Origin of the sequence: Roseomonas sp. TAS13 (assembly GCF_001950415.1) — a bacterium.
Taxonomy (GTDB): domain Bacteria; phylum Pseudomonadota; class Alphaproteobacteria; order Acetobacterales; family Acetobacteraceae; genus Roseomonas; species Roseomonas mucosa.
Map to the genome: position 1 here is coordinate 1 of NZ_BDLP01000526.1, position 2,331 is coordinate 2,331.

The 2,331-nt window shown below is 73.1% G+C and carries 2 protein-coding genes and 1 pseudogene; all 3 read left to right on the top strand.

The window, feature by feature from the left end; all coding sequences use genetic code 11:
- Window positions 1-309 precede the first annotated feature (309 nt).
- Complete coding sequence (locus ROTAS13_RS23115; protein WP_075823551.1) at window positions 310-753, top strand: hypothetical protein; 444 nt, start codon at window positions 310-312, stop codon at window positions 751-753.
- 8 nt (window positions 754-761) lie between these two features.
- Window positions 762-1,889: a hypothetical protein gene (locus tag ROTAS13_RS23120; protein ID WP_019461538.1), complete on the top strand. Its 1,128-nt coding sequence runs from the start codon at window positions 762-764 to the stop codon at window positions 1,887-1,889.
- Between the two features lie 29 nt (window positions 1,890-1,918).
- A pseudogene (locus tag ROTAS13_RS28315) lies at window positions 1,919-2,331 on the top strand (hypothetical protein); the annotation flags it as partial.

A 2,331-nucleotide genomic window follows, 5' to 3' on the forward strand; every position in this document is an offset into this window, starting at 1 on the left:
GCACGCCTCCCGGGGGCGGGCCGGGCCGCATCGCCGCGGCCGTTTCCGCCTCCCTTCCGCCGCCCGCGTGATGCGCGCCACCGGGCCCCGGCGCCCGGCAAAGCGCGACAGGGGGCTGTTCCGGCCCCCGCCGATCTGCTCTAGCCTGCGCGGCCGATGCCTCCGGTCCCAAAATTTCTCCGGCCCGCCCTGATCCTGGCGTGCCTGCTTGACGTCCTCCCCGGTCCGGGGTGGGCGCAATCCGACCTGCCCCTGCCGCCACCCCCACCCCCGGCGCCGCCGCCGCCCGCCGTGCTGGCCCCAGGCCCCATGCCGCGCCCGCCCGCGCCGCCCGTCACCGCCGCCTATGCCGACATCCCGCTGGCCGACGGCATCGCCGTCCTGCCCGAGGGCGGCTGGCGCCTGCAGGGCGACATCACCCCGCCGCAACAGGCGGCGCTGCAAAGGCTCGCCAAGGCCATGGCGGAGCGCAGCCGGGGCCGCGTCACCGTGCTGGCCCGCGTTTCCGGCCCGGCGGACGACCTTTCCACCGCCCGCCGCGACAGCCTTTCCCGGGCGCAGGAGATCAAGCGCACCCTCGAATCCGGCGGCCTGCCCGGCACGCGCATCGACCTGCGCCCGCTCGGCCTGACCATCGAGGCGACCGACAGCATCGACCTGATCCCGCCCGCCCCGCCGCGCGGCGCCATGGCCCCCGCCGCCCCTTCACCCTCCCCCCCACCAGCGGCCGCGCCCGCCCCACGCAGAGGATGAACCATCCCATGACCCGCCCCACCCGCTACCTGCTGCGGATGGTGGTCTTCCTGGCCGTGGTGCTGGCCATCGCGGCCCTGCTCTCGGCGCAGCTCCTGGTGGCTTTCATGGCCAACCCGGTGCTGAACGGGGTGATCCTCGGCGTGCTGCTGCTGGGCATCGTCTGGACCTTCCGCCAGGTGCTCACCATCCGGCGCGAGGCCGACTGGCTGGAGGAGTTCCGCCGTCAAGGCCCCGGCCAGACGGCGCAGGCGCCGCCGAGCCTGCTCGCCCCCATGGCTTCCATGCTGGGCAGCCGGCGCGGCGAGGGCTTCTCCCTGTCCGGTCCGGCGATGCGCTCGGTGCTGGACGGCATCGCCGCGCGGCTCGACGAGAGCCGGGAACTCTCCCGCTACATGACCGGGCTGCTGATCTTCCTCGGCCTGCTCGGCACCTTCTGGGGCCTGATCCAGACCATCGGCGCGGTGGGCGAGGTGATCAACAGCATGTCGGTCGGCTCCGGCGACCTGAACACGCTGTTCAACCAGCTCAAGTCGGGCCTCGCCCAGCCGCTCGGCGGCATGTCGATCGCCTTCTCCTCCTCCATGCTGGGCCTCGGCGGCTCGCTGGTGCTGGGCTTCCTCGACCTGACCGCCGGGCAGGCACAGAACCGCTTCTACAACGAGCTGGAGGAATGGCTCGCCTCCGCCACCCGCCTCTCCTCCGGCGTGCTGGGCGCCGAGGGCGAGGGCGGCTCCGTCCCCGCCTATGTGCAGGCCCTGCTGGAACAGACCGCCGAGAACCTGGAAGGCCTCCAGCGCATCATGGCGCGCGGCGAGGAACGCTCCGCCCATGCCGGGCAGGCGCTGAACACGCTGACCGAGCGCCTGTCCGTGCTGACCGACCAGATGCGCGCCAGCCAGGTGCTGATGCAGCGCATGGCCGAGGGGCAGGCATCGCTGAACCCGGTCCTCCACCGGCTGGGCGAGGCGCAGGGGCATGGCGAGGCCTCCTACGCCCATCTGCGCAACATCGAGCTCTACCTCGCCCGCCTCGTCGAGGAGGTGAGCCAGGGCCGCGCGCAGTCCACCCAGGAGATCCGCAGCGAGATCAAGCTGCTCGCCCGCACCATTGCCGCCCTGGCGGAATCGCCCTGATGGCGGCCATGCAGGCAGGGCGCTGACCCATGGCGCGCGGCATCCGGCGTTCCCAGCGCGAGGGGCTCAACGCCTGGCCCGGCTATGTGGACGCCCTGTCCACCCTGCTGATGGTCATCATCTTCGTGCTGCTGGTCTTCGTGCTGGCGCAGGGCTTCCTGTCCGTCACGCTCAGCTCGCGCGACCGGGCGCTGGACCGGCTGAACCGGCAGGTGGCGGAACTGGCCGACCTGCTTTCCCTGGAACGCAGCCAGACAGACGAACTCCGCGCCAGCCTTGGCCGTGCCCAGGACGAGGCGCGCCGGGCCGCCGCCGCCCGCGACGCGGCCCAGGGCGAGCTGACCGGGCTGCGCACGGAACGCGACCAGCTCCATGACGAACGCGACACCCTGCGCGAGGCCCGCGACCAGCTCGCCGCCCGCCTTTCGGATGCCGAACTCGC